Origin of the sequence: Streptomyces mobaraensis NBRC 13819 = DSM 40847, assembly GCF_017916255.1 — a bacterium.
Lineage (GTDB): Bacteria > Actinomycetota > Actinomycetes > Streptomycetales > Streptomycetaceae > Streptomyces > Streptomyces mobaraensis.
This window is the reverse complement of sequence record NZ_CP072827.1, coordinates 3,777,664-3,804,609: the sequence shown is the minus strand read 5'-3', so window position 1 is coordinate 3,804,609 and position 26,946 is coordinate 3,777,664. Positions and strand designations below refer to the sequence as shown.

Annotated in this window: 21 protein-coding genes and 1 pseudogene; 11 read left to right on the top strand and 11 right to left on the bottom strand. The window is 69.7% G+C overall.

Going from position 1 to position 26,946, the window contains the following annotated elements:
- Positions 1–112: 112 nt before the first annotated feature.
- Complete coding sequence (locus tag J7W19_RS16200; protein ID WP_004950663.1) at positions 113–2,770, bottom strand: transglycosylase domain-containing protein; 2,658 nt, start codon at positions 2,768–2,770, stop codon at positions 113–115.
- 385 nt (positions 2,771–3,155) lie between these two features.
- Between J7W19_RS16200 and J7W19_RS16195 the strand changes: the two genes are divergently transcribed.
- The 3 genes from J7W19_RS16195 (at position 3,156) to J7W19_RS16185 (ending at position 6,298) form a co-directional block, all read left to right on the top strand.
- A complete protein-coding gene (locus J7W19_RS16195; protein ID WP_004950660.1) occupies positions 3,156–3,749 on the top strand; it encodes a PadR family transcriptional regulator in 594 nt (197 codons plus the stop codon).
- Between the two features lie 49 nt (positions 3,750–3,798).
- Positions 3,799–4,881: an inositol-3-phosphate synthase gene (locus J7W19_RS16190; RefSeq protein ID WP_004950656.1), complete on the top strand. Its 1,083-nt coding sequence runs from the start codon at positions 3,799–3,801 to the stop codon at positions 4,879–4,881.
- A gap of 85 nt (positions 4,882–4,966) precedes the next feature.
- Positions 4,967–6,298 carry an MFS transporter gene (locus tag J7W19_RS16185; RefSeq protein WP_004950653.1) on the top strand — a complete coding sequence of 444 codons (1,332 nt, stop codon included), beginning with the start codon at positions 4,967–4,969 and terminating at the stop codon, positions 6,296–6,298.
- Positions 6,299–6,317: 19 nt separating this feature from the next.
- Here J7W19_RS16185 and J7W19_RS16180 read toward each other — a convergent pair whose 3' ends face one another.
- Positions 6,318–7,787 (bottom strand): CCA tRNA nucleotidyltransferase, encoded by a 1,470-nt coding sequence (locus J7W19_RS16180; RefSeq protein WP_004950651.1) that lies wholly within the window; start codon positions 7,785–7,787, stop codon positions 6,318–6,320.
- Between the two features lie 208 nt (positions 7,788–7,995).
- Between J7W19_RS16180 and J7W19_RS16175 the strand changes: the two genes are divergently transcribed.
- The 7 genes from J7W19_RS16175 to trxA all read left to right on the top strand — a co-directional run bounded on the left by J7W19_RS16175 (position 7,996) and on the right by trxA (position 17,606).
- A complete protein-coding gene (locus J7W19_RS16175) occupies positions 7,996–10,314 on the top strand; it encodes a DUF6049 family protein (RefSeq protein ID WP_411848837.1) in 2,319 nt (772 codons plus the stop codon).
- Positions 10,315–10,360: 46 nt separating this feature from the next.
- On the top strand, positions 10,361–12,601 hold the full coding sequence (murJ, locus tag J7W19_RS16170; protein ID WP_004955409.1) for a murein biosynthesis integral membrane protein MurJ: 2,241 nt from the start codon (positions 10,361–10,363) through the stop codon (positions 12,599–12,601).
- Between the two features lie 109 nt (positions 12,602–12,710).
- A complete protein-coding gene (locus J7W19_RS16165; protein ID WP_004955411.1) occupies positions 12,711–14,423 on the top strand; it encodes a protein kinase family protein in 1,713 nt (570 codons plus the stop codon).
- Between the two features lie 94 nt (positions 14,424–14,517).
- Positions 14,518–15,231, top strand: coding sequence for an RNA polymerase sigma factor SigM (gene sigM / locus J7W19_RS16160; RefSeq protein WP_004955414.1), 714 nt, complete (start codon positions 14,518–14,520; stop codon positions 15,229–15,231).
- Positions 15,228–16,151 (top strand): zf-HC2 domain-containing protein, encoded by a 924-nt coding sequence (locus J7W19_RS16155; protein WP_004955416.1) that lies wholly within the window; start codon positions 15,228–15,230, stop codon positions 16,149–16,151. Before sigM ends, J7W19_RS16155 begins: the two co-directional genes overlap by 4 nt.
- 118 nt (positions 16,152–16,269) lie before the next feature.
- Positions 16,270–17,238 (top strand): thioredoxin-disulfide reductase, encoded by a 969-nt coding sequence (trxB, locus tag J7W19_RS16150; protein ID WP_004955418.1) that lies wholly within the window; start codon positions 16,270–16,272, stop codon positions 17,236–17,238.
- Between the two features lie 38 nt (positions 17,239–17,276).
- The gene (gene trxA / locus J7W19_RS16145; RefSeq protein ID WP_004955420.1) at positions 17,277–17,606 is read left to right on the top strand and encodes a thioredoxin; all 330 of its coding nucleotides are present in this window, start codon (positions 17,277–17,279) and stop codon (positions 17,604–17,606) included.
- A 69-nt stretch (positions 17,607–17,675) separates the two neighbouring features.
- On the opposite strand, the gene J7W19_RS16140 is transcribed toward trxA, so the two are convergent.
- From J7W19_RS16140 to rpmH, 9 genes and pseudogenes are all read right to left on the bottom strand, one after another.
- Positions 17,676–18,293 carry a GNAT family N-acetyltransferase gene (locus J7W19_RS16140; protein ID WP_210455340.1) on the bottom strand — a complete coding sequence of 206 codons (618 nt, stop codon included), beginning with the start codon at positions 18,291–18,293 and terminating at the stop codon, positions 17,676–17,678.
- Between the two features lie 330 nt (positions 18,294–18,623).
- Positions 18,624–19,730: a ParB/RepB/Spo0J family partition protein gene (locus J7W19_RS16135; RefSeq protein ID WP_040887877.1), complete on the bottom strand. Its 1,107-nt coding sequence runs from the start codon at positions 19,728–19,730 to the stop codon at positions 18,624–18,626.
- Positions 19,727–20,794, bottom strand: a complete 1,068-nt coding sequence (locus J7W19_RS16130; RefSeq protein WP_078587699.1) for a ParA family protein — start codon at positions 20,792–20,794, stop codon at positions 19,727–19,729. The genes J7W19_RS16135 and J7W19_RS16130 overlap by 4 nt, the downstream gene beginning before the upstream one ends.
- A gap of 267 nt (positions 20,795–21,061) precedes the next feature.
- Entirely contained in the window at positions 21,062–21,778 is a 717-nt protein-coding gene (gene rsmG / locus J7W19_RS16125; RefSeq protein ID WP_004939822.1) for a 16S rRNA (guanine(527)-N(7))-methyltransferase RsmG, read from the bottom strand.
- A gap of 152 nt (positions 21,779–21,930) precedes the next feature.
- Positions 21,931–22,452 carry a Jag family protein gene (locus J7W19_RS16120; RefSeq protein ID WP_004939824.1) on the bottom strand — a complete coding sequence of 174 codons (522 nt, stop codon included), beginning with the start codon at positions 22,450–22,452 and terminating at the stop codon, positions 21,931–21,933.
- Between the two features lie 15 nt (positions 22,453–22,467).
- The gene (gene yidC, locus J7W19_RS16115) at positions 22,468–23,604 is read right to left on the bottom strand and encodes a membrane protein insertase YidC (protein WP_004939826.1); all 1,137 of its coding nucleotides are present in this window, start codon (positions 23,602–23,604) and stop codon (positions 22,468–22,470) included.
- Positions 23,605–23,607: 3 nt separating this feature from the next.
- Complete coding sequence (gene yidD / locus J7W19_RS16110; RefSeq protein ID WP_004939828.1) at positions 23,608–23,925, bottom strand: membrane protein insertion efficiency factor YidD; 318 nt, start codon at positions 23,923–23,925, stop codon at positions 23,608–23,610.
- A 71-nt stretch (positions 23,926–23,996) separates the two neighbouring features.
- Positions 23,997–24,362, bottom strand: a pseudogene (gene rnpA / locus J7W19_RS16105) (ribonuclease P protein component); the annotation flags it as partial.
- A 24-nt stretch (positions 24,363–24,386) separates the two neighbouring features.
- Positions 24,387–24,524 carry a 50S ribosomal protein L34 gene (gene rpmH, locus J7W19_RS16100; protein ID WP_003949374.1) on the bottom strand — a complete coding sequence of 46 codons (138 nt, stop codon included), beginning with the start codon at positions 24,522–24,524 and terminating at the stop codon, positions 24,387–24,389.
- Between the two features lie 447 nt (positions 24,525–24,971).
- Between rpmH and dnaA the strand changes: the two genes are divergently transcribed.
- The gene (dnaA, locus tag J7W19_RS16095) at positions 24,972–26,792 is read left to right on the top strand and encodes a chromosomal replication initiator protein DnaA (protein WP_051072473.1); all 1,821 of its coding nucleotides are present in this window, start codon (positions 24,972–24,974) and stop codon (positions 26,790–26,792) included.
- Positions 26,793–26,946 lie beyond the last annotated feature (154 nt).

The following is a 26,946-nucleotide window of genomic DNA, read 5'->3' as shown; positions in this document are numbered from 1 at the left end:
AAGCCCGCACTTGTGGAAAACGCGGGGACCGTTCCGAGTGAACGGAACGGTCCCCGCGTTTCCGTGCGCCCTCAGAGGCGCCGTTCGACCAGCCCGCCGACCAGCTGGCCGGTCAGCCGAACGGCCCGCCGAAGAGGCCGCCGCCCTGCCGCCTGCTCTGGCCCGGCGGCATCTGATCGTCGCCGCCTCCGGAGTCGCCCTCCTGGCCGCCCGGCCCGCCGGGCTCACCGCCCGTGGACCCGGCCGGGCCGCCACCGGGCCCGCCGTCGTCCTTGTGGCCGTGGTCACCTAGCCGGCACCGCGGGTCGAGCAGCCCACAGGTCCGGGTGGGGCGCGGCGTCGGGGACGGCGGAGCGGACGGGGACGCGGGCGCCGACTCCGAGGGCGACGCGGACGGCGACGCCGACGGCGCGGGGGCCGGGGACGGGCTGGCGCCGTCGCCGAAGATCTTCTCGCCGATGGGCTGCGGCGGGTCGAACTGCCGGATGGGGGTGCCCTTGAGGGCCTTGCCCATGTAGTCGGCCCAGATCTCCGCCGGGAACGAGGCACCGTGGATGGTGGGCTTGCCGCCCACCCCGCGCATCGACAGGAACTGCTGGTTCTTGGCGTTCGGGTCGACGCGGTACATCCCGATGGCCGTGGAGAGTTGCGGGGTGTACCCAGCGAACCACGCCGAGCGGTTCCCGTCCGTCGTCCCCGTCTTGCCCGCCACCGGCCGCGCGCCCAGCTTGGCCGCCGTACCGGTGCCCGCCTCGACGACCGTCTTCAGCACGTCGGTGACGTTGTTCGCGACGTTGGCGCTGAACGCCTGGGTGCTCTTCTTCTCGTGCTGGTAGACCGGCTTGCCGTCCTTCTCCACCTTCTCGACGGAGTACGGGTCGATCTGCCGGCCGCTGTCCGCGAAGGTCGCGTAGGCGCCCGCCAGCCGGATCGCGCTCGGCGCGGAGGTGCCCAGCGAGAAGGTCGGGGTGATCGAGGCCAACTGCTCCTTGTCCAGCCCCGCGGCCAGCGCCGCCTCCCGGACCAGGTCCGTGCCCACGTCCATGCCCAGCTGGATGTAGGGCGTGTTCACCGAGAACTGCATGGCCGTACGGAGGCTGATCAGGCCCTTGTCCTCGTCACCGTCGTTCTTCTGGTGCCACTCCCGGCCGTCCTGGTCGTGCCAGACGGTCCCGTTGTACATCCGCAGGGTCAGCTTGTTGTCACCGTTGTAGATGCTCTCCGGTGAGACGAGCGTGCGCTGGCTGTCGCTCTGCTGCGCCCCGAGGGCGGGGTTCCGCTTCCCGTGCGTCATGGCCGCCGCCAGCACGAAGGGCTTGAACGTCGAGCCCACCTGGACGCCGGTGTAGTCCGCGTTGTTGGTGAAGTGGGTCAGGGCGTTCTCGCCGCCGTAGATGGCCACGATCTTCCCGGTACCCGGTTCGACCGACGCCCCGCCGAACTGGACGTACTTGTCGACGTCCCGCACATCGGGCTTGAGGTTCGCCTTCCGCACGTCCTCGACGGACTTCGCCAGGGCGTTGACCTTCTTCCGATCGAAGGTCGTGTAGATCTGATAACCGCCCTTGTCCAGCTCGCCCTTGCTGATCGTGGAGTGGGCGGTGATGTAGTTGTCGGCGAGGTCGGTGAGGTAGCCGATCTGCCCCGCGCGGTTGGTCGCCGGCTTCGGCTTCTGCGGCTGCGGGAAGCCCTGGCCGACCCACTTGTCCCGCTCGGCGGCCTCCATGTGGCCGACCTGGACCTCACGGTCCAGCGTCCACTTCCAGCGGTCCGTGGCCCGCTTGGTGTTCTTCTCCGGCGTCGCCGCCGGCCCCTGGCCCCCGTAGGGGTCGTAGAGGTTCGGACCGTTCAGCGTCGCCGCCAGATAGGCGCTCTCGCTCGGCGTCAGGTCCGCGCAGTCCTTGTCGTAGTACGCGCGCGCCGCCGCCTGGATCCCGTAGGCCCCCCGGCCGTAGTAGGCGGTGTTGAGATAGCCGGCGAGAATGTCGTGCTTGTCCTGGGTGGCCCCGACCTTGACCGAGATCAGCAGCTCGGTGGCCTTGCGCTTGAGCGTCTGCTCCTGGCTCAGGTACGTGTTCTTGACGAACTGCTGGGTAATCGTCGAACCGCTCTGCGTCTCACCGCCCTGCGCCATCTTCACGACCGCGCGGGCGATGCCCATCGGGTCCACGCCCCAGTCCTTGTAGAAGCTGGCGTTCTCGGCGGAGATCACCGCGTTCTGCATCGACATCGGGATCTGCGAGATCGGCACGATCTGCCGGTTGAGGCTGCCGCCGCCGGCCACGACCATCTGCTTGCCGTCGGACCAGTAGTAGACGTTCTTCTGCACCTTCGAAGCCAGCTGGGCGCTCGGAACCTGCACCACGGCCAGGGCCACGCCCACCGTGCCCACGATCAGCCCGATGAACGACGCGATCGACCCGGTGACCAGGCGCCACGACGGGATCCAGCGCCGCCAGCCGGCCCGGCCGGCCCGCGGGTAGTCGATGAACCGCTTCTTCCCCGGCCTGCCGCCGTCCCGCCGGGCCCGGCCCGGCCCCGCGCCGCCGGGCGGACGTCTGCGCCCTCCCGGCCCGGCCCCGCGCCGGTCCGCCCGCCGGGCTTCGGCACGGCTCCCCGTCCGGGGCTCCTCGGTCCGGCCCCGGCCGGGCAGCGTAGGGCCGCCGCGTGGTGCGGCGCGGCGGCCGGGCGTCGGCTGCTGCGCCGCCCGCCGGGCCGCGGCTCGTCCGCCGCCCTGCGGCTGGGGCGGCTTACGGCGATGCTCGCTCATCGAACGACTACTTCCTCGGGCAGGCGCTATCGCCTGGAAGCGGCAGGTGGCTTGCGTTCCCCCCGGTGCGATCCGGCCCCCTGAACGGCCGGGCGCACTGCATCCGGGACGAGGACGTCATGTCGCGTCACCCGGTTCCCAGTGGTCTGCATGGCGCACAGAGTACGCACGGTCAAATCGCGACTACTGGGGATGTTCACTCCAATTCAGGCCGCTCGTGTCCCACGAACCGGTGATGTGACCTCGTTCACCGTCCCTCCCCTTGTCGACTCAGGAGGCTCGTTCTATCGTCTGGATGTATCGAGTCGATACATCAGCTCGGCATAAGGGACCAGTAAAGACACAGGAGCAAAGGACTAGGCTGTGGGGGACAAGGAGGCGAAACATGAGCAGACGCTCCGGCATCCTCGAGTTCGCCGTCCTCGGCCTGCTCCGCGAGTCCCCCATGCACGGCTACGAGCTGCGGAAACGCCTGAACACCTCGCTCGGGGTGTTCAGGGCGTTCAGCTACGGCACCCTCTATCCCTGCCTGAAGTCCCTGGTGGCGAACGGCTGGCTGGTGGAGGAGCAAGGGAGCGCTCCCGACGACGCCAAGGCGGCGTCCCTGGCCGGACGGCGGGCGAAGATCGTCTACCGGCTGACGGCAGAGGGAAAAGAGCACTTCGAGGAATTGCTCGCGCACACCGGTCCGGACGCGTGGGAGGACGAGCACTTCGCCGCCCGCTTCGCGTTCTTCGGACAGACCTCGCGGGACGTACGGATGCGGGTACTGGAAGGCCGCCGCAGCCGGCTCGAGGAGCGGCTGGAGAAGATGCGTGCCTCTCTCGCCCGTTCCCGCGAGCGCGAGCGGCTGGACAGCTACACCCTCGAACTCCAGCGGCACGGCATGGAGTCGGTGGAGCGCGAAGTCCGCTGGCTGAACGAGCTGATCGAGAGCGAGCGGGCCGGGCGTGACAGACGCACCGGTCCGGACCAGTGAGCCCTGCACACAGCAGGGCTTCGTCGAGAACGAACAGGGAGCAACCGGAATGGGTTCGGTTCGCGTAGCCATCGTCGGCGTGGGCAACTGCGCCGCCTCGCTGGTGCAGGGCGTCGAGTACTACAAGGACGCCGACCCGAACGGTCGCGTGCCGGGTCTGATGCACGTGCAGTTCGGCGACTACCACGTGGGCGACGTCGAGTTCGTGGCCGCGTTCGACGTGGACGCCAAGAAGGTCGGTCTCGACCTCGCGGACGCCATCGGCGCCAGCGAGAACAACACGATCAAGATCTGCGACGTGCCCGCCACCGGCGTGACGGTCCAGCGCGGCCACACCCTGGACGGTCTCGGCAAGTACTACCGCCAGACCATCGAGGAGTCCCCCGAGGCCCCCGTCGACGTGGTCCAGGTCCTCAAGGACCGCCAGGTCGACGTGCTCGTCTGCTACCTGCCGGTGGGCTCCGAGGACGCCGCCAAGTTCTACGCGCAGTGCGCCATCGACGCCAAGGTCGCCTTCGTCAACGCCCTCCCGGTCTTCATCGCCGGCACCAAGGAGTGGGCGGACAAGTTCACCGAGGCCGGTGTCCCGATCGTCGGCGACGACATCAAGTCCCAGGTCGGCGCCACCATCACGCACCGCGTGATGGCCAAGCTGTTCGAGGACCGGGGCGTCATCCTGGACCGCACGATGCAGCTGAACGTCGGCGGCAACATGGACTTCAAGAACATGCTCGAGCGCGAGCGCCTGGAGTCCAAGAAGATCTCCAAGACCCAGGCCGTCACCTCCCAGATCCCCGACCGGGAGCTCGGCGAGAAGAACGTCCACATCGGCCCGTCCGACTACGTGGCCTGGCTGGACGACCGCAAGTGGGCCTACGTCCGCCTCGAGGGCCGCGCCTTCGGCGACGTCCCGCTGAACCTGGAGTACAAGCTGGAGGTCTGGGACTCCCCGAACTCCGCCGGTGTCATCATCGACGCCCTCCGCGCCGCGAAGATCGCCAAGGACCGCGGCATCGGCGGCCCGATCCTGTCGGCCTCCTCGTACTTCATGAAGTCGCCGCCGGTGCAGTACTTCGACGACAAGGCGCGCGACCAGGTCGAGAAGTTCATCAAGGGCGAAGTCGAGCGCTGACCCTTCCGGGTACCCACACAGGTCCCGCACAGGCCCTCGGAGGGAATCCCCCCGAGGGCCTGTCCCGTGTGTGAGGCTGTGCGGCATGCCCGTTGTGCGTGATCTCCGCGTCCTGCTCCGACTGCGCGATTTCCGCCACCTGTTGACCGTACGGCTGCTCTCCCAGGCCGCGGACGGCGTCTACCAGGTCGCGCTCGCCGCCTACGTGGTGTTCTCCCCCGAGAAAGAGACGTCCCCCGCCGCCATCGCCTCGGCGATGGCCGTCCTGCTGCTCCCCTACTCGCTGCTGGGCCCCTTCACCGGCGTTCTTCTGGACCGCTGGCGCCGCCGCCAGGTGCTGCTCCACGGCAACCTGGTCCGCTCGGTCCTGGCCGTCGGCACCGCCGTGCTCATCCTCGCCGCGGTACCCGACTGGCTCTTCTACGCCTCGGCCCTCTCGGTGACGGCCGTCAACCGCTTCGTCCTGTCCGGCCTCTCCGCCTCCCTGCCGCACGTCGTCGACAGCCGGGAGCGGCTGGTGATGGCCAACTCGGTCTCACCCACCGCGGGCACCCTCGCCGCCACCGCCGGCGGCGGAATCGCCTTCGCGGTCCGGCTCGCCGCCCCCAAGGGGAGCGCCTCCGACGCCCTGGTCGTCCTGGTCGGCGCCCTGCTCTACCTCTGCGCGGGCCTCAGCGCCCTGCGGATGCCGCCCGGCCTGCTGGGCCCGGACACCAACCGATCACCGGCCACCCTGCGGACGGCCATCGGAGTGACCGTCCGCGGCCTGACGGCCGGACTCCGCCATCTGGCCCACCGCCGGCCCGCCGCCCACGCGCTCGCCGCGATGACTCTCATGCGCTTCTGCTACGGCGCCCTGACCGTCACCCTGCTGATGCTGTGCCGCTATGCCTGGACGGACACCGACTCCGCCGGCCTCGCCCTGCTGGGGCTCGCGGTCGGGGTCTCGGGGGCCGGCTTCTTCGCGGCGGCGCTGATCACCCCCTGGGCCGTCGGCAGGTTCGGACAGCTCGGCTGGATGGTCGTCTGCGCCGGCGGCGCCGCCGTACTCGAACCGGCCCTGGGGCTCCCCTTCGAGCCGACCCCGATGCTGATCGCCGCCTTCATCCTGGGACTCATCACCCAAGGCGCCAAGATCTCGACGGACACAGTCGTCCAGGCATCGGTGGACGACGCCTTCCGCGGCCGGGTGTTCTCCCTCTACGACGTCCTCTTCAACGTCGCCTTCGTGGGTGCTGCGGCCGTGGCGGCCCTGATGCTGCCGCACGATGGCCGGTCCGTGCCCTTGGTTGTCACCGTCGCCGTGCTCTACGCGGTGACGGCCACCGCGCTGGCGGCCCGAGACCGGGTTTCACGTGAAACATCGACGCCCGAGAGCGAGCCGGAGCCCACCGACGACCCCCGACGTTTCACGTGAAACATCGCCGCCGGAAGGGTCAGCCCTGGGCGGCCCACCACTCCTTCAGAGCGGCGACGGCCTCGTCGTGCTCCATGGGACCGTTCTCCAGCCGCAGCTCCAGCATGTGCTGGTACGCCTTGCCGACCTGGGGCCCCGGAGCGATGCCCAGGATCCGCATGATGTCGTTGCCGTCCAGGTCCGGGCGGATGGCGTCGAGCTGTTCCTTCTGCTGAAGGTCGGCGATGCGCCGCTCCAGCCCGTCGTACGCCTGGGAGAGCGCCTGCGCCTTGCGCTTGTTGCGCGTCGTGCAGTCGGACCGGGTGAGCTTGTGCAGCCGGTCGAGCAGGGGCCCGGCGTCGCGGACGTACCGGCGGACGGCCGAGTCCGTCCACTCGCCGGTGCCGTAGCCGTGGAAGCGGAGGTGCAGCTCGACGAGGCGCGAGACGTCCTTCACCAACTCGTTGGGGTACTTGAGCTTGGTCATCCGGGACTTGGTCATCTTCGCGCCGACCACCTCGTGGTGGTGGAAGGAGACCCGGCCGTCCTTCTCGAACCGGCGCGTCCGCGGCTTGCCGATGTCGTGCAGGAGGGCGGCGAGCCGCAGGGTGAGGTCGGGGCCGCCACCCGGCTCGTCGCGCGGGGCCTCCAGGTCGATGGCCTGCTCCAGGACGATGAGGGTGTGCTCGTAGACGTCCTTGTGCCGGTGGTGCTCGTCGCGCTCCAGCCGGAGGGCCGGCAGCTCGGGCAGGACCAGGGCGGCCAGGCCCGTGTCGACCATGAGCCGGAGGCCCTTGCGGGGGTGGTCGGAGAGGATGAGCTTGTTGAGCTCGTCCCGGGTCCGCTCGACGGAGACGATCTCCAGCCGCTCGGCCATCTCCTTCATCGCGGTGACCACCTCGGGCGCCACCTCGAAGTCGAGCTGGGCGGCGAAGCGGGCGGCCCGCATCATGCGCAGCGGGTCGTCGGAGAAGGACTCCTCCGGGGTGCCGGGCGTCCGCAGGATCCGGGCGGCGAGGTCCTCGAGGCCGTTGTGCGGGTCGATGAACTCCTTCTCCGGAAGCGCCACGGCCATGGCGTTCACGGTGAAGTCGCGGCGGACCAGGTCTTCCTCGATGGAGTCACCGTAGGAGACCTCCGGCTTGCGGGAGGTCCGGTCGTACGCCTCCGACCGATAAGTCGTGATTTCAAGATCGAAGCCGGACTTGCGGCAGCCGACGGTGCCAAAGGCGATGCCGACCTCCCAGACCGTGTCCGCCCACGGCCGGACGATCTTCAGCACGTCGTCCGGCCGGGCGTCGGTGGTGAAGTCCAGGTCGTTGCCGAGCCGGCCGAGCAGCGCGTCCCGTACCGAGCCGCCGACCAGGGCGAGGGTGAACCCGGCGGCGCGGAAGCGCTGGGCGAGGTCGTCTGCCACGGGGGACACCCGCAGGAGCTCGCTCACGGCGCGGCGCTGCACCTGGTTCAGTTCGTTCGTCGGCACGGAGTGGCTGTTGTTGGCGTTCGGCACAACAGGAAAGGGTACGTGGCCGGACGCCGATAGCCGCCCTCTATCGGCGGAGCTGTGTGAGGACCGTCATAAACCGCCACAGCCTGGGCATCGACCCGCTCCGGTGATCTTGCGCTCCGGTCCGCAGCACTTCGGCACAGCGCGCCTCGTTACCATTCGTGGACGCACATCCGACGACCACTGACGACGACGAGGGACGGGCGAGCGCGTGGCCGAGGCGGCAGAGTTCCAGGAGACGTTCCGGGGGACGACGCCTCCTGCCGCTTTCCACCGGATCCGGGTGATACTGCCCCTGCTCGCCGTACTGCTGGTACTCCTGGGCGCCACCGAGCTCACCACCGCGCCCACGGCGCGCGCCGACGGCACAGGCTCCCGCACTGTCGCGATCTCCATCGACTCCCTGACCCCGGTCGCCCCCACCCAGAGCGACAAGATCACGATCTCGGGCACGGTCACCAACAAGGGCCGGTCCACGGTCAGTGCCGGACACATCGGCCTGCGGGTGGGAGGACTGCTCTCGACGCGCAGCGAGATCGACGACATCGGCGACCGGACGCCCTTCTCCTCGGGCGGCGACGGCCCCGAGCTGAACGGTCACACGCAGAAGATCGGGAAGCTCCAGCCGGGGATCTCCCGTGAGTTCACGCTGACCGTCCCCGCGAAGGACCTCAACCTGGACCGGGACGGCGTCTACCCGCTGGGCGTCTCGTTCTCCGGGCAGACCAGCGACCAGCAGTACGAGCGGGTGCTGGGCATCCGCCGCACTCTGCTGCCGTGGCAGCCGTCCGGCGCCGAGGGCAAGAAGACCAAGGTCACCTTCCTCTGGCCGCTGATCTCCAACACGCACCTCACGGCCCGCACCGAGTCGGACCAGCAGCAGACGCCGATCTTCCCCAACGACGACCTCGCCGCTGAGCTGGCCCCGGGCGGCCGCCTCCAGCAGTTGGTGGCGCTGGGCAAGGACCTGCACGTCACCTGGGTGATCGACCCCGACCTGCTGGCCACCGTCGAGGCGATGACCAAGAGCTACCAGGTCGCCGGACCGAGCGGGAAGAACGTCCCCGGCCGGGGCCAGGCGGTCGCCAAGCAGTGGCTCAGCCAGCTCCAGACGGCGGTGGACGGCAAGGAGGTCGTCGCCCTGCCCTTCGGCGATCCGGACATCGCCTCGCTGGCGCACCGCGGCGGCGACCTCGGCCACCTCCAGTCGGCCACCGAGCTCGCGGCCATGACCGTGGACACCATCCTCCAGGTGAAGCCGCGCACGGACTTCGCCTGGCCGATCGACGGCGCCATCGACCGCTCCGTCGTCGACGTCGGCACCTCGGCCGGCGCCCACAACATCATCACGCGCAGCGACAGCCTCAGGGAGCCGGACGGCTCCCCGTACGCCCCCACGGCGGCCCGCCAGATCGGCGGGGGGAACACGGCCATCGTCGCCGACGCCCGCCTCTCCACGGCCTTCGAGGGCGATATGACGCGTGCGGGCGACGCCTCGCTCGCGGTGCAGCGGTTCCTCGCCCAGAGCCTGATGATCAACAAGCAGGCGCCGGAGAACGAGCGCAGCATCGTCGTCGCTCCCCAGCGCATGCCGACCACCAGCCAGGCCCAGGCGATGGCGACGGCGCTGGGCGGACTGTCCGCCGGGCGCTGGACCCAGCCGCTCGACCGGCTGAGCGACGCGGCCAAGGCCAAGCCGGACCCCGCCGCCGGCCGCCGGATTCCGGGCCCCGGCTCGTACCCGGACGCCCTCCGCGCCCAGGAGCTGCCCACCGAGGCGTTCACGGAGATCCAGAAGACACAGCAGGGTCTGTCCTCCTTCAAGACGATCCTGACCTCTCCGGACCGGGTCGTCATCCCCTTCGGCAGCGCGATCATGCGCGAGATGTCCACCTCGTGGCGCGGTGACCCGGCGGGTGCCGCCGACTTCCGCGCGGCCGTGCAGTCCTACCTCGCCACCCTGCAGGACCAGGTCAAGCTGGTGGAGAAGTCCGACGCGACCCTCTCCGGCCGCAGCGCCACGATCCCGGTGACCGTGAAGAACGGGCTGCTCCAGGGCATCGACCACCTGTACCTGCAGCTGGAGTCCACGCAGCCGAACCGACTGAAGGTCACGGACAAGCAGCCCGTGAAGATCGACGGCGGGCACAGCCAGTCGGTGAAATTCGAGACCCGGGCCTATGCAAACGGTCCGGTCAAGGTGCATGCCCGCCTCTACACTGCGGACGGCCAGCAGGTGGGCAAGGAGATGGACTTCATTGTGCATGTCACATCCATCACCCCTATGGTTCTGCTGGTCATCGCCGGAGGTGTCCTCCTCCTCGTCCTCGCGGGTCTCCGCATCTACCTGAAGCGCAAGCGATCGGGCAGCCATGACGGCGCCGGTGACGGCCCGGAGGCCGGGGGCGAGGGCCCCTCGGACGGCGGCGACAACGGCGGCGGCGAGCCCGAGCGGCCGGGGGACCCGGCGGCGGACACCGGAACGGGGAGCGGTACGCCCTCCCGGCCGGGTGAGAAAGTGGAACGTTGACGTGTCGTGGGGCCGGTCGGCCGCGGACGGATGAGGTGGGCTAGGGATGAACGCGCCGTACGACGGTGACCGCGGCCGGGGCGCGGGAGGTGACCGACGGGACCAGTACCCGCCGGCGCCGCCCGGTGCCCAGGAGCCGCCGCAGCCGGGCCCGTACGCCCCGGACCCGTACCTCGGAGACCCCTACCCCGCCGAGCCGTACCCCGGCCAGGCGCCGACCGACGAGAGCGCGGCGCAGCAGGGCGGTTTCCCCCAGGGCGGACAGTCCGCGTACGGACAGCAGCAGTACGGGCAGCCGCAGGGCGGGCCCCCCGTTCCCCCACCGCCCGCGCCCTCGTACCCGCAGCAGCAGGCGTGGCCGCCCGCGCCACAGCCCGGCTCCGAGGACGCGACCCAGCTCATCGGCAGCGTGAGCGGCTTCCCCGACCGGACGGCGCCCACCCCGCCCCAGCGCGACGCCTTCGCCCACCTCTACCGCGACCAGCAGCAGCCCTACGAGCCCCAGCGCCCGCAGGGTCGGCAGGTCCCGGCACCCGGCCAGCACGCGACGTCTCCCTCGATGGAACACACCCAGCCGATGGTGCCCGCCGTGGAGCCCCCCGCGGCCGAGCCCCTCGTGGAGCCCGAACCCGCCCCCGCGGCCCCGGCTGCGAAGGGCGGCAAGGCAGCGGGCCTGCTGAAGTCGAGCGCCCTGATGGCGGCGGGCACGATGGCGTCCCGACTGCTGGGCTTCGTCAAGCAGGCGATGATCGTCGCCGCCCTGGGCGCCGGTGTGCTGGGCGACACCTACACGGTGGCGAACCAGCTGCCCGCCATGATCTTCTTCCTGACCATCGGCGGCGGCCTCAACTCGGTCTTCATCCCCCAGCTCGTGCGCTCCATGAAGGAGGACGCCGACGGTGGGGACGCCTACGCGAACCGGCTGCTGACGCTGGTCGCGGTGATCCTCGGTGTGCTCACCCTGATCACTGTGCTGGGGGCCCAATATCTCGTCCCCCTGATGTCCAACAACTTCGCCAACAAGCCCGACGCGAACTCGGTGACGGTCACCTTCGTCCGCTACTGCATGCCCACCATCTTCTTCATGGGCGTGCACGTGGTGATGGGGCAGATTCTCAACGCTCGAGGCCGATTCGGCGCGATGATGTGGACGCCCGTCCTCAACAACGTCGTCGTCATCGCCACCTTCGGGCTGTTCCTCTGGGTGTACGGCACAGCGGGGAGCTCGGACCTCAGCGAGCACACGATCCCTCCAGAAGGCGTCCGACTTCTGGGCGTCGGCACTCTCCTCGGCCTGGTCGTCCAAGCCCTGGCGATGATCCCCTACCTCAGGGCGGCCGGTTTCAAGATCCGTCCCCGCTTCGACTGGCGCGGCCACGGTCTCGGCAAGGCCGCGAAGCTGGCCAAGTGGACCGTGCTGTTCGTGCTCGCCAACCAGGCGGGAAACCTGGTCGTCACGCAGTTGGCCACCGCCGCCGGTGCCGAGAGCGGCCAGAAGGGCACCGGAATCATCGCCTACATCAACGCCCAGCTCATCTGGAACATGCCGCAGGCGATCCTCACCGTCTCGATCATGGCGGCGATGCTGCCGCGCCTGTCGCGCTCGGCCGTCGACGGTGACACCAGCGCCGTCCGGGACGACATCTCGCAGGGCCTGCGCACCTCGGCCGTGGCGATCGTGCCCATCGCCTTCGCCTTCCTGGCACTCGGCATCCCGATCTGCACGCTGCTCTTCGGATCCGGCGGCGTCGAAGGAGCCCGCTTCTTCGGCTACGCCCTCATGGGCTTCAGCCTCGGCCTGATCCCCTTCTCCGTGCAGTACGTCGTCCTCCGCGCCTTCTACGCGTACGAGGACACCCGCACCCCCTTCTACAACACGGTCATCGTCGCGGCGGTCAACGCCGCGGGCTCGGCGCTCAGCTACTTCGTGCTGCCCGCCCGCTGGGCCGTGGTCGGCATGGGCGTCTCCTACGGTCTCGCCTACGCCGTCGGTGTGGGGGTCGCATGGCGCAGGCTGCGCAACCGGCTCGGCGGCGATCTGGACGGCGCGCGCGTGGTGCGTACGTACGCCCGCCTCATCGGCGCGTGCGTCCCCGCCACGCTCATCGGCGGCGCCATCGCCTACGGCATCGGCCAGGTCCTCGGCGCCGGCGTCTTCGGCTCGCTCGCCGCCCTGATCGGCGGTGGCGTCATGCTGCTCGGCGTCTTCTACATCGCCGCCAAACGCATGCGCGTGGAAGAGGTCAACGCCATGGTCGGCATGGTCCGCGGGCGTCTGGGACGCTGACCGGAGCACAACCATCACCCGTCGTCGCGTGTCGTGCAGGGCGACGGAGTGTGGGCACAATTGTCTTGGCTGCGGACAGGGTGCAACGGACGGGGAGGCAGGAGCGACGGTGGCGGAACGGAGCACGGCTGCCGTCGACGTGGCAGACAGCAGCGACGCGCAGAACGAACCGTCGCTGACCGCCAAGGCGGACAAGGCCACGGCCGACGGGACGGAGGCCGGGAACACCGAGGAGAGCGGCGCCGGTGCGCCCTCGGGCGCCGAGCGCACGACAGGCGGAAAGGCCCCGCGCGGCCCCCGCGCGCCCGAACTGCACAGCGGTCACAAGCTCGCCGGAAGGTACCGCCTGGAGGAGTGCGTCACCCGTCTGGAGGGATTCAGCAGCTGGCGTGCCGTCGACGAGAAGCTGCGCCGGGCCGTCGGCGTCCATCTGCTGCCGGCCGAGCACCCACGGGCCCGCACGGTACTCTCGGCGGCCCGCTCCGCCGCGCTGCTGGGTGACCCGCGCTTCGTCCAGGTCCTCGACGCCGTCGAGGAGGACGACCTCGTCTACGTCGTCCACGAGTGGCTGCCCGACGCCACCGAACTGACCTCCGTACTGGCCTCCGGGCCCATGGACGCCTTCGACGCGTACCAGCTGGTCAGCCAGGTGTCGCAGGCCATGGCCGCCGCCCACCGCGAGGGCCTCTCCCATCTGCGCCTGGGCCCCGGCTGTGTGCTGCGCACCGGTTCCGGGCAGTACCGCATCCGCGGCTTGGCCGTGATGGCGGCGCTCCGCGGCATCACCTCCGAGACCCCCCAGCGCACCGACACCGAGGCCATCGGCGCCCTCCTGTACGCCGCCCTCACCCAGCGCTGGCCGTACGAGGGCGACGCCCACGGCCTGTCCGGCCTGCCCAAGGACGTCGGTCTCATCCCACCCGACCAGGTGCGGGCCGGTGTCCACCGAGGGCTCTCCCAGCTGGCAATGCGCGCGCTCGTCAACGACGGCGCCACCGCGTCCCGCCAGGAGCCGCCCTGCACCACGCCGGAGGAACTCGCCAAGGCCGTCTCGGCCATGCCGCGCATCCGCCCTCCGGAGACGCCCTTCTCCGCCACCCCGGCCTACTCCCGCCCCCCGGCGGGCGGCGCCTACGGCCCGCAGGCCGCCCACTCCGCTCCGGTCACCCCGCCGCCTCCACTGCAGAGCCGTACCGGCACCGCCATCAAGTGGATCGTCTCCTCGCTGCTGATCGCGGCACTGGGCCTGGGCAGCTGGCAGCTCGCGGACACGCTGCTGAAGCACACGGACTCGGATGACGACCCCCAGCAGTCACAGCTGTCGGACAACGAGGCCAAAAAGAAGGTCACCAGCCATCTGCTGAAGATCCGTAACGCGCAGGAGTACGCGACGGACGGGGGTTTCCAGCATCCCAAGCAGGTGCCGAACACCTATGACAAGCAGGACGGGACAGCCTGGCGGACGCTTTCCTTCAATGACCAGCTCGCGCCCAACTCCTACAAGGACGGCGTCGGTATCGTCTATGACCTCGGCAAGGAGGAACAGGTCACCAAGGCGGAGATCGACATGCTCCACCCCGGAGGAACCACGATCACGCTCTACGCGTGCGACGGCCTGACGCCCTCCGGCCCGCCCAGCGACCTGAAGAAGCTGTCCGAGGTCACGGAGAACAGCGTCAAGGCAAAGCTCTCGCTCAAGAAGCCCGCCAAGACGCGGTACGTCCTGGTGTGGATCACGGCCATGCCCAACGCTCCGCAGGAAGAGTGGAGCAAGGCCGGCCACAAGCAGGGCATCACCGAAGTCCGCTTCCGCGGCCGCTGACCGAGAGACCCCTGGCCCCTACCCAGTCAATCCCCCTCCTCTCTAAGTTGGTCCCAACAACAGATCGCGCGCGGGACAGCGCTCTCAGGGCGGGGTGAGTGCCATCGCAGAGGACGGACGGCAGCAGCGGACGCCGACGGCCGACAGTGACAGCGAGCTGCTCGCGCTGCATGTCGCCGGGGACCCCGACGCCTTCAGTGAACTCGTCCGGCGCCACCGCGACCGGCTCTGGGCCGTAGCCCTCCGGACCCTTGGCGACCGGGAGGAAGCGGCCGACGCCGTACAGGACGCCCTCGTCTCCGCCTACCGCGCCGCTCACACCTTCCGCGGCCAGTCGGCCGTCACCACATGGCTGCACCGGATCACCGTGAACGCCTGCCTGGACCGGGCGCGTAAGGCCGCCGCACGCCGTACCTCGCCGCTCGCCGAGACCGAGAAGCTCGAGCATCTCCTCGAGCCCCACGAGTCGGCGGCCGAACCGGCCGAGCGGAGCGATCTCCACAGAGAGCTGCTGAGAGCCCTCGCGACGCTGCCGCCCGACCAGCGGGCCGTCCTCGTCCTGGTCGATATGCAGGGTTATCCCGTCGCCGAGGCGGCGGCCGTATTGAATGTTCCCGTGGGCACGGTGAAGAGTCGGTGCGCCAGAGCACGGGCGAGACTGCTGCCGTTGCTCACCCATCTGCACCCCGGCGGCAGGGGTAGCCCTCGTACCGAGAGGGAAAGGAACCGGTCGCAGGGGACGTCCGTCCCACCACCGGCTGGACGGAGTGACGTGAACCCAGTGAAGGGCGGAGGTGGGCGAGCGTGACCTCGACGACCGACACGGACGGGCATCCGGAGGTCTCCGAGATCTCCGCACTCGCCGAGGGCGTGCTCTCTCCCGCGCGCAGCGCGGACCTGCGGGAGCACCTGGCCGACTGCGCGGTCTGCGACGACGTCCGGGCTTCCCTCGACGAGATCCGTGAGCTGCTGGGCACCCTGCCCGGTCCCGCCAGGATGCCGGCGGACGTCGCCGGCCGGATCGACGCGGCTCTCGCCGCCGAGGCACTGCTCGACGCGACGGCGCCCCAGGAGGCGGTCGCGACCGTTTCACGTGAAACAGCGGCGGCAGCGATCACGGGTCCTGTTTCACGTGAAACATCGTATGAGCCCGCCCACGACGTGGAGCGTCTGGTTTCACGTGAAACACCGGCCGGTGAACGACCCGCCGGCCGCCCGCGCGGCGCCGTCGGCCCAGGGCGCCAGTCGCCCACCCGCGGCCGGCGCTGGCGCCGCACGCTTCTGGGTACGGCCTGCGCCGCGGCCGCCATCGGCGTGGGCAGCTTCCTTATTCAGGGCGCGGGCGACGATGGGGGGGACCGTGCCACACCGCAAACGGACGCGTCCCCCGTGGCCGTGGCAGAGCTGAAGACGCGAGTCCACGACGCGCTGTCGAACCTCAAGCCAGCTGAGACACGCGGCATGCGCGCGCAGGACGGCGCCGAGACCTACCAGGGCTCTTCGGAGGGCAGCGCCCCCTTCTGCGTGCGCGAGGGCATCGGCCGCCCTGACCGCGCCCTCGCGGTGCGCCAAGAGCGCTTCACCGGCACGGATACCTACCTGGTCATCTACCCGCACTCCCGTGACGCCGCACTCGTTGACGTCTATGTCGTCGCGGCGGACTGTGTCGTCACCTCCTCCGGGAGCCCCGGAAAGGTGCTGGCGCGCGAGACGGTCTCGCGTTCCTGAGCCGTCTCCCCGGCCGCTGCGATGTCCCTGGGGGAATGCTCGCCCCGTAGGATCCGTTGGGTGGGGTGAGACCCAGCAAGGACCCAGTCAGCAGTCGGCAGAGACAAGGAAGACACCCGTGAGCGACGTCCGCAACGTGATCATTATTGGCTCCGGGCCCGCGGGCTACACGGCCGCGCTCTACACCGCCCGTGCTTCGCTGAAGCCGCTGGTGTTCGAGGGCGCCGTGACCGCCGGTGGTGCGCTGATGAACACCACCGAGGTCGAGAACTTCCCCGGCTTCCGCGACGGCATCATGGGCCCGGACCTCATGGACAGCATGCGGGCCCAGGCGGAGCGCTTCGGCGCCGAGCTGATCCCGGACGACGTCACGGCCGTCGACCTCACCGAGGAGATCAAGACCGTCACCGACTCCGCCGGCACCGTCCACCGGGCCAAGGCCGTGATCGTGGCCACCGGCTCCCAGCACCGTAAGCTCGGCCTGCCGCGCGAGGACGAGCTCTCCGGACGCGGTGTGTCCTGGTGCGCCACCTGCGACGGGTTCTTCTTCAAGGACCAGGACATCGCTGTGGTCGGCGGCGGCGACACCGCGATGGAGGAGGCCACCTTCCTGTCCCGCTTCGCGAAGTCGGTCACGGTCATCCACCGCCGTGAGGCCCTGCGCGCCAGCAAGGCCATGCAGGAGCGGGCCTTCGCCGACCCGAAGATCTCCTTCGTCTGGGACAGCGAGGTCGCCGAGATCCACGGCGACGCCAAGCTCTCCGGGCTGACCCTGCGCAACGTCAAGACCGGCGAGACCTCGGAGCTGCCGGTGACCGGCCTCTTCATCGCCATCGGTCACGACCCCCGCACCGAGCTCCTCAAGGGTCAGCTGGACCTGGACGACGAGGGCTACCTCAAGGTCGACTCGCCCTCCACCCGCACCAACCTCACGGGCGTCTTCGCCGCCGGTGACGTCGTGGACCACACCTACCGCCAGGCGATCACCGCCGCGGGCACCGGCTGCTCCGCCGCCCTGGACGCGGAGCGCTACCTCGCCGCCCTCGGCGACGGCGAGAACGTCCGCGAGCCCGAGCAGAGCGCCTGACCCCTTTTCCCCCACAGAGAACAACCAAGGAGACCGCAATGGCTCTCAAGGCCGTGACCGACGCGTCCTTCGACGAGGACGTCCTCAAGAGCGACAAGCCCGTGCTGGTGGACTTCTGGGCCGAATGGTGCGGCCCGTGCCGTCAGATCGCTCCCTCGCTCGAGGCCATTGCCGCCGAGTACGGTGACAAGATCGAGATCGTCAAGCTGAACATCGACCAGAACCCGGGCACCGCTGCCAAGTACGGCGTCATGTCGATCCCGACCCTGAACCTGTACAAGGGTGGCGAGGTCGTGCAGACCATCGTGGGCGCCAAGCCGAAGGCCGCCCTGGAGCGCGAGCTGTCGGACGTCATCCACACCAAGTAAAAGCGCATTGACGTTTCACGTGAAACGGGGTCCGTCTCCTCAGGGGACGGACCCCGTTTCATGCCCCGGCTACAACGGGCGTAGCGCCGGTTCCTTCTGCACTGCTCCCAACAGTCGATCCAGCGCCAGCTCCACATCCTCTTTCCAGGACAGCGCGGACCGCAGCTCAAGCCGGAGCCGGGGGTACCGCGGGTGGTGCCGCACCGTCTTGAAGCCCACCGCCAGCAGATGGTCGGCCGGGAGGACACACGCGGGTTCCTTCCACCGCGCGTCACCGAACGCCTCGATCGCCTTGAACCCGCGCCTCAGCACATCCTTGGCAACGGTCTGCACCATGACCCGGCCCAGACCTTGGCCCTGGAACCGCGGTGCCAACCAGGCGGTCATGAGCTGAACGGCATCCGCGGCCACCGGACTCGTGGGAAACGCCGTCGCCCGCGGCACATAGGCCGGTGGAGCGTAGAGAACGAACCCCGCCGGCTCGTCGTCCACATAGACGACCCGGCCACAGGAACCCCACTCCAGCAGCACGGCGGAGATCCACGCCTCCTTCTCCAGCTCGGGACGGCCCGCCCTCAGCGCGGCCTCCCCGCTGACGGGATCAAGCTCCCAGAACACGCACGCCCGGCAGCGCTTGGGAAGGTCCGGCAGATTGTCCAGAGTGAGCGGTACGAGGCGACGCCCCATGGAGCCAGTTCCTCACTTCCTACCTGTGCCGCGCCGCGGGCGGCGCTCAGCGCGCTGCGCTCCCTGAGCAGGCCGCCGACGAAACCGCCGACCGCGCCCAGGCCCAGGCCCGTCGCCACCAGTCCGGTCCGGCTCACCGTTCGCATGGCCTCGTTCCTCCGTCAACTGCGTTCGCATGCCCGACGTGGTGGTGCCATACCTCAACGCATCGTATCCACCGGGCGTTTGAGCCGACAGCCGACAAAGGCAAAGGGGCGGGGCGTGTTCCACGTGAAACATCGCGTTTCCCGTAGAACACGCCCCGCCCCGGGGGTGGACCCGGCCGAAACCCTAGCCGTCCGCGTCCTCGGTGTTTCCGTCCGACAGCTTCTGCTCCAGCACTCCGCCTTCGCCCGGGGCGAGCGTGCTGAGGATCCGCTCAAGGTCCTCGATCGAAGCGAACTCGACGACGATCTTGCCCTTCTTCTGCCCGAGGTCGACCTTGACCCGTGTCTCGAAGCGGTCGGAGAGCCGGGACGCCAGATCGCTGAGGGCCGGGGACACCCGGGCGCCGGCTCGCGGTCCCTTGGCCTTGGCCGACTTCTTCGTCCGGGACCCCATCAGCTGGACGATCTCTTCCACCGACCGGACGGAGAGACCCTCCTGCACAATGCGTCGGGCGAGCTTCTCCTGCTCCTCGACATCGTCCACGGCGAGCAGCGCCCGTCCATGGCCCGCCGACAGCACCCCGGATGCCAGCCGGTTCTGCACCTCGGGCGAGAGCTTCAGGAGTCGCAGCGTGTTGGAGACCTGCGAGCGCGACCGCCCGATGCGGTCCGCCAGTTCGTCATGCGTGCAGGAGAAGTCCTTGAGCAACTGGTCGTAGGCCGCGGCCTCTTCCAGCGGGTTCAGCTGCGCACGGTGGAGGTTCTCCAGGAGGGCGTCCAGGAGGAGCTTCTCGTCCTCCGTCGCCCGGACGATCGCCGGGATGCTCTCGAGCCCGGCCTCACGGCACGCGCGCCAGCGGCGCTCGCCCATGATGAGCTCATAGCGCTCCGGCGCGAGCTGCCGGACGACCACCGGCTGGAGCAGACCCACCTCGCGGATCGAGGTGACCAGTTCCGCCAGGGCGTCCTCGTCGAAGACCTCCCGGGGCTGTCGGGGGTTGGGCGTGATGGAGTCCAGGGGCAGTTCGGCGAAGTGGGCCCCCGCCACCGTCTCCGTGGCCTGGGCCTCCGGCTCGGGCTTCCGGACGTCCGCCGGCTCCGCCACGGGTGCCCCGCTCTCAAGAGGCATCACGCCGGACGGCGCGGGCCCCCGCTCAGCGGTCAGCAGCGGCACGGCAGTGGGCGACGTGGCACCGGGCCCCACCGTGGGGGTGCCGATCTCCGCCCCCTTCGGCGCCGCCGGGATCAGTGCCCCGAGCCCACGGCCCAGTCCTCTACGTCGTTCACTCACTGCAGCCCCTCCGACATGCTGTGCTGGTCCTGCTGTTGCTGATGACCCACCGGCTGGTGCCCCACCGGCTGATGGCCCACGGTATGGGCCCTGCTGTCGTCGTAATGCACGCCGATGCCCCGGAGCGCGATCTCGCGGGCCGCCTCCATATACGACAACGCGCCACTGGAACCCGGGTCATAGGTGAGCACCGTCTGGCCGTAGCTGGGCGCCTCGGAGATGCGGACCGAGCGCGGGATGCTGGTCCTCAGCACCTCCTGGCCGAAGTGGCTGCGTACCTCGTCGGCCACCTGGGAGGCGAGCCGGGTGCGTCCGTCGTACATGGTCAGCAGGATCGTCGACACGTGCAGCTTCGGGTTGAGGTGGCCGCGCACCAGCTCGACGTTCCGCAGCAGCTGGCCCAGGCCCTCGAGCGCGTAGTACTCACACTGGATCGGGATCAGCACCTCGGCGCCGGCGACCAGCGCGTTGACCGTCAGCAGCCCCAGGGAGGGCGGGCAGTCGATGAGGATGTAGTCCAGCGGCTGCTCATACGCCTTGATGGCCCGGTCCAGCCGGCTCTCCCGGGCCACCAGGGAGACGAGCTCGATCTCGGCACCGGCCAGGTCGATGGTGGCCGGTGCGCAGAAGAGGCCCTCCACGTCCCGGACCGGCTGTACGACGTCGGAGAGCTTTCTCTGGTCCACCAGGACGTCGTAGATGGACGGCACATCGGCGTGGTGGTCGATGCCGAGCGCGGTCGAGGCGTTGCCCTGTGGGTCCAGGTCCACGACGAGCACACGGTTGCCGTGCAGCGCCAGGGAGGCCGCCAGGTTCACGGTGGTCGTCGTCTTGCCGACGCCACCCTTCTGGTTCGCCACCACCATGACCCGGGTTTGGTCGGGCCGCGGCATCCGGGTTTCACGTGAAACGACCTCGGCGGCACCCAGAGGGCCGGGCGCCGGTTCGGAGTCGGCGGGGCGGGGACCGGGGACCGGGTCGGCCATCGGCCCCGCGATATTGGCGTCGGACCGCAAGGATTCACTCTCCTCGACATCAGGCTCGCGATGGGGAGAGCCTGCCATGGTTCGCCGGGTACGAACCAGTGAGGCCCACTCTCCTGTGGATGAATCCGCCGTTCCTGTGGATACCGGGGGAGGTTCCACAGCGTCGGCCGGCCGGCGGTCGCGAGCCGCGGCCGCACGGCCACGACCGATGATCCCTTGCAGCAACGAGCGATGTTTCACGTGAAACACGATGCCCGTGACCTTGGGCTACCTCATCACGACACTCCGTGATGCATAGTTTAGGCAGCTTGTATGGAGCACTCCCGGTGCCGCCGGGCGGAGTAATCAGCGGCGCCGACGCGACCGGCTCACCCGGGCGGCCTTGGCCCGCTTGGCCGCGAAGCGGACACCGCCGGGGCTCTCCCCGACCTCGACCCGCACCAGCGTGGACGGCGGGTCCACCACGCCTTCGCCGACCTGGAGCACCGAGGTCCGCTCGACACCCAGCTTGCTGAGCGCGGCGCGGGCTCCCTTGAGCTCCTCCTCGGCGGTGTCGCCCTTGAGGGCCAGCATCTCGCCGTACGGCCGCAGCAGGGGCACCCCCCAGCCCGCCAGCCGGTCCAGCGGGGCCACGGCGCGCGCCGTCACCACGTGCACCGGCTGAAGCTTGCCCAGGACCTCCTCGGCACGCCCCCGGACGACCGTGACGTGGTCCAGGCCGAGCAACTCGACGACCTCGGAGAGGAAGGTCGTCCGCCGCAGCAGCGGCTCCAGCAGGGTGATCTGGAGATCGGGACGGACCAGGGCCAGCGGGATGCCCGGCAGGCCGGCCCCCGAGCCCACGTCGCACACGGAGACGTCCTCGGGGACGGCCTCGGAGAGCACCGCACAGTTCAGCAGGTGCCGTTCCCAGAGCCGGGGGACCTCCCGCGGGCCGATCAGCCCACGCCGGACGCCCGCGTCGGCGAGCAGTTCGGCGTAGCGGACGGCGTCCGGAAAGCGGTCACCGAAAACCGCCCGTGCCTCCGGGGGCGCCGGGGGGAGCTCCGCTGCCTCTTCCACAGTGAACCGTCCTTCCGTACCACGTTGTATCGACGACTCTGCGTATCGACGAATCGGTGGGACTCCAAGCACCGGAGTCCGATGTCAGGCTGACAAGGATCGGCCCCGTCTGCGCACAGACGGGGCCGAAGCTACCGGGAAACGGGAGCAGGTCACACCGGCAGGACGACCACGCGGCGCTGGGGCTCCTCGCCCTCGGACTCGCTGCGCAGCCCGGCGGCGGCCACCGCGTCGTGGACGACCTTGCGCTCGAACGGCGTCATCGGGTCGAGCTTGACCGGCTTGCCGCTCTGCTTCGCGTCCGCGACGGCCTGGGCACCCAGCTTGGCGAGCTCCTCGCGCTTCCGGGCCCGGAAGCCGGCGATGTCGAGCATCAGGCGGCTGCGGTCACCGGTCTCCCGGTTCACCGCGAGCCGCGTCAGCTCCTGGAGCGCCTCCAGCACCTCGCCATCGCGGCCCACCAGCTTCTGCAGATCCCGGCTGGTGGAGTCGCTGATGATCGACACGGACGCCCGGTCGGCCTCGACGTCCATGTCGATGTCACCGTCCAGGTCGGCGATGTCGAGCAGACCCTCCAGGTAGTCGGCCGCGATCTCGCCCTCCTGCTCCAGGCGGGTCAGCGGGTCGGTGCCCTCGGCGGCGTCCGCACGGGTCTGGTCCTGGGTGTCCGTCACGGTGGGACTCCTTCGTTACTTCTTGGACGACGGGTGCTTGGGCCGCTGCGGTCCGCCCTTGCGCTGCCCGGACTTGGCACCGCGGGACGAGCCCCCGCCCTGCTTGGGCTTGGCGTCCTCGGGCTTCTCCTTGGCACCGTTCTCCGAGGTGGCGGCACCGTTGCCCGACGACGCCTTGGTGCGGGCCTGCGGGCGGCCGGCCGGCTGCTGCCCGGCGGCCGGGGTGGCGGTGCGCTTGGCCTTCGGCTGCCGCTTGGGCTGCTGGCGGGCGGCGCGGGCGGCCTCGGCGGCCTGCTTGGCCTCGACCTCGGCCGGGTCCTCCTTGAGCTTGCCCTTGGCCCGCAGGCGCTCCTGGCGCTGCTGGTAGGCGAGGCTGCCCGGGGTGGGGTTCCGGCGAATGATGAACATCTGCTGACCCATGGTCCAGACGTTCGTGGTCAGCCAGTAGACGAGGACACCGACCGGGAAGTTGATGCCGAAGACGGCGAACATGATCGGGAAGACGTACATCAGCATCTTCTGCTGCTGCATGAAGGGCGTCTTGACCGTGAGGTCGACGTTCTTCGTCATCAGCTGGCGCTGCGTGTAGAACTGCGACAGCGACATCAGGACGATCATGACCACCGTGACGACGCGGACGTCGGTGACGGTGGAACCGAGCTTCTCGATCTTGGCCGCGCTGTCCAGGAACTTCACGGACAGCGGGGCGCCGAAGATGTGGGCCTCACGGGCACTGGCCAGCAGGTCCTCGTTGATGAACCCGACCGTCTTGCCCTGCGCGATGTGGTTGAGGACCTGGTACAGCGAGATGAAGAAGGGCGACTGGGCCAGGATCGGGAGACAGCTCGAGAGCGGGTTGGTGCCCGTCTCCTTGTAGAGCTTCATCATCTCTTCGGACTGGCGCTGCCGGTCGCTCTTGTAGCGCTCCTGGATCGCCTTCATCTTCGGCTGCAGCGCCTGCATGTTCCGCGTGGCCTTGATCTGCTTCACGAAGAGCGGGATCAGGCAGATGCGGATCAGGACCACCAGCGAGACGATCGACAGACCCCACGCCCAGCCGCTGTTCTTGTCGAAGATCAGGCTGAAGAACGAGTGGAACTGGACGATGATCCAGGAAACTGCGTAATAAAGGGGCTTGAGGACCGTGTCCACGTATCAGGCTCCTTGGGCGTTGGGCTGAGTCTCGGGCTGTGCGGCGGCCCCGGCTACGGGGTGTCCGCCCAGTCGGCTCCTCAGCCGCTGGTGCCAGACCGGACGCTTCCGGGGAGGTACGTGGTCGACGCCACCGAGCGACCACGGGTTACAGCGCAGGATGCGCCAGGCCGTCAGCACCGTCCCCTTGATCGCGCCATGCACCTGGATGGCCGTGTAGCCGTAGTGCGAGCACGACGGGTAGTACTTGCAGACCGGGCCGAGCAGCGGACTGATGGTCCACTGGTACAGCTTGATCAACCACAGCAGCGGGTACTTCACCGTGCACTCCCTCCCGGGTCATGGCCGGGGTTCCGGGAAACCGAGGTATCGGTACCCGGGGGATTGCAGCTTCGCGGCGCCCCTCCCAACAGCCGCTGCAATGCGGTATCGAGATCGCGGGCAAGCTGACCGTGATCGGCTTCGCCCGCGCCCGGCAGGGCTCGCACCACCACCAGGCTACCGGCGGGCAGCGTGTCGAGCCGGTCACGCACGAGGTGGCGCAGCCGGCGTTTGACACGGTTGCGGACGACCGCGCCGCCCACCGCCTTGCTCACGACGAAACCCGCACGTGCCGGGGGGACAGTTCCCCCAGGCCCGTGCGGGTCCGTTTCGGTGCGGAGGTGGACGACGAGGAGTGGGCGCCCGGCCCTGCGTCCTCGTCGAACCGCGGTCGCGAAGTCCTCGCGCCGCCTCAGCCGAGACTCGGAAGGCAGCACGTCATGGACCTTGAGTCAGGCTGCTCAGGCCGACAGGCGGGCGCGACCCTTGCCACGGCGGGACGCGAGGATCGCGCGGCCGGCACGGGTGCGCATGCGCAGGCGGAAGCCGTGGGTCTTCGCACGACGGCGGTTGTTCGGCTGGAAGGTGCGCTTGCTCACTCGGGGACTCCAGAAATGAATCGTGTGATGGCGGGACATCGCCTGGCTGTCACCGTGCGCCCACGAGGAGACTCGCAATACGCAAGGCACCGCTTCACGATCACATCCCACATGGAGGGAGTGCGACCCTTGCCCATCGGAGGCAGGCGGCAGCAGCCATCGACAACTCGACCTGGTCACGGTACGCGCCGTTACGCCATCCGGTCAAACCGGCAGCGCACCAGCATTAACCGTAGCCTCCCGGAGACCCCGGAAGCACCAGCCGTGCCCGGATGAGGCGCCACGGACGGCCCCATGGCACATTTGTACACACCCTGTGGACAACGACTTGAACGACGTGCCACGGCCTGACTACCGTGGCTGAACTCCGAATCCTTCCCGCCCGTCCCGAGAACCACACATTCGTGGGACCGGAGGGCGCCCCCGCTGACCGAGAGAGCGTGCCCTGTGGCTGACCTGCCTGCCGATCTTGCCGCAGTGTGGCCGCGCGTGCTGGAGCAGCTCCTCGGCGAGGGAAGAGTCGAGAGCAAGGACGAGCACTGGATCAAGCGCTGTCAGCCGCTGGCCCTGGTCGCGGACACGGCGCTGCTCGCCGTCCCCAACGAGTTCGCCAAGGGCGTACTGGAGGGGCGGCTGGCCCCGGTGGTCAGCGACGCTCTGAGCCGGGAGTGCGGCCGGCCCATCCGCATCGCGATCACCGTCGACAACTCCGTCGGCGAACCGGCCGCGCCGCAGCCGCCCGCGCACGAAGACCGTTCGCACAACGGCCAGGGCCGTGACACGTACGAGGGGTACGACGGGCGCCCCGGCTACGAGGGCCGGGACGGATACGGCCGCGGCGCCGGCGACGACCTGCCGACGGTCCGGCCCGCCTACCCCGACTACCAGCAGTCCCGCGCCGAGCCCGGCTCCTGGCCGCGGCACACGGGTCCCGCCGGCGCCGGTCCCGGGAGCCGCGCGCCGGACCGGGGCGACTACGGATGGCAGCAGCCGCGACTCGGTTTCGCCGAGAACGACCGCGACCCCTATGCCTCGCCGCAGCACACCCCGTCCGGCTACGAGCAGCCGCGGGACCCCGGCGGCTACCGACCGCCCGGCGGCGAGCGGTCCTACGAGCAGCAGCGCGAGCTCCCGGACGCCCACGGCCGCGGCGCCGGCCAGGGCGACCGGCCGGTGCCCGGCGGCTCGGGCGCGCCGGGCGCGGGGAAGTCCTCCGGGTCGGGCCCGGGGGAGCCGACCGCCCGGCTGAACCCCAAGTACCTCTTCGACACCTTCGTCATCGGCGCGTCCAACCGGTTCGCGCACGCGGCGGCCGTGGCGGTCGCCGAGGCGCCGGCGAAGGCGTACAACCCCCTCTTCATCTACGGGGAGTCGGGGCTCGGCAAGACGCACCTGCTGCACGCGATCGGGCACTACGCGCGCAGCCTCTACCCGGGGACGCGGGTGCGGTACGTGAGCTCAGAGGAGTTCACCAACGAGTTCATCAACTCCATCCGCGACGGCAAGGCGGACGCGTTCCGCAAGCGCTACCGCGACATGGACATCCTGCTGGTCGACGACATCCAGTTCCTCGCGAGCAAGGAGTCGACGCAGGAGGAGTTCTTCCACACCTTCAACACCCTGCACAACGCCAACAAGCAGATCGTGCTCTCCTCGGACCGGCCGCCCAAGCAGCTGGTGACCCTGGAGGACCGGCTGCGCAACCGGTTCGAGTGGGGTCTGATCACCGACGTCCAGCCGCCCGAGCTGGAGACCCGGATCGCGATCCTGCGGAAGAAGGCGGTCCAGGAGCAGCTCAACGCGCCGCCCGAGGTGCTGGAGTTCATCGCCTCCCGGATCTCGCGGAACATCCGCGAGCTGGAGGGCGCCCTCATCCGCGTCACGGCGTTCGCCAGCCTCAACCGGCAGCCCGTGGACCTGGGCCTCACCGAGATCGTCCTCAAGGACCTGATCCCGGGCGGCGAGGACGCCTCGCCGGAGATCACCGCGCCGGCCATCATGGCCGCCACGGCCGACTACTTCGGGCACACCGTGGAGGACCTGTGCGGCGCCTCGCGCAGCCGGGTGCTGGTGACGGCGCGCCAGATCGCCATGTACCTCTGCCGTGAGCTCACGGACCTGTCCCTGCCGAAGATCGGCGCGCAGTTCGGCGGCCGCGACCACACGACCGTGATGCACGCGGACCGCAAGATCCGCGCGCTGATGGCCGAACGGCGGTCCATCTACAACCAGGTGACCGAGCTGACCAACCGCATCAAGAACGGCTGACAGGACCGCGCCGAGCGCGCGGGGACGCCTTCCAGGGCGCTCCGGGACGGTTCCCGGGGCGCCCTTCGCCGTTCCGGACGGCGTCGCCGCACGGCCACCTCGTTCGAATAGGGACGCCCGTCACCCCGTTCTCCACAGAATCCACCCCCGACGG